General features: G+C 75.6%; 1 protein-coding gene. It reads right to left on the bottom strand.

The window, feature by feature from the left end:
• On the bottom strand, positions 1–770 hold a 770-nt coding region (locus tag G3I40_RS35470; RefSeq protein WP_203645364.1), incomplete at both ends, for an FUSC family protein.

The raw sequence follows: 770 nt of genomic DNA, 5'->3' as shown, positions 1-770 counted from the left end.
CGGGACAGGCCGCGGTGGCGTACCGGCTCGGTCATCGCGCGGGCCGCGGCGTCCTCCCAGGCGATGTGCGCGTCCCGCGCCTTCAGCAGCGCGGTGCGCACGTCCGGGCAGGCCTTGCCCGCCGGGTGGGCGTAGTGGCCGACGACCGAGGCCGCGTACTCGCCGAGCGCGACGAGCCAGTCGGCGAGGCGGGTGCGCAGGCGCGGGGTCTCCCAGGCCGGGTAGAGCGCGTAAGAAAGCGTCGCCAGGAGCCCGCCGACGAGGGTGAGCACGACGCGCTCGGGCACCGTCTGGCTCCAGGTCTGGCCGCCCATGCCGAGCAGGAAGACGACATACGCGGCGACGCAGGCCTGGGCCGCGAGCTGGCCTGTGCGCATCAGCAGGTACATCAGGCCCGCGCAGACGACGGCCAGCGCGGCCGACAACTGCGTACCGGGGTCGGCGAGTTGGACGACCGCGGTGGCCAGGACGACGCCGACGAGGGTGCCGCCGAAGCGGGCGACCGCGCGGGAGTACGTCTGGGAGAAGTCGGGGCGCATCACCATGACGGCCGACATGGGCGCCCAGTAGCCGTGGCCGAGGGGCAGGACCTCGCCGATGAGGTAGCCGGCCACCGCCACGGCGCAGACGCGCGTGGCGTGGCGCAGGATCGGGGAGCCGGGGCGGGCCTCCTTGCGGATCGCCCGCACGACGACCGGGAGGAGCCGCACGAGACCGGGGCGCTTGAGCGGTGGCGCGGGGGCCGGCCCGTCCGGGACCTCCCGCGGCTC

Source organism: Streptomyces sp. SID14478, from assembly GCF_010548525.1.
Lineage (GTDB): Bacteria > Actinomycetota > Actinomycetes > Streptomycetales > Streptomycetaceae > Streptomyces.
Note: the sequence above shows the minus strand (reverse complement) of the source record. Positions and strands in the feature narration are given on the sequence as shown.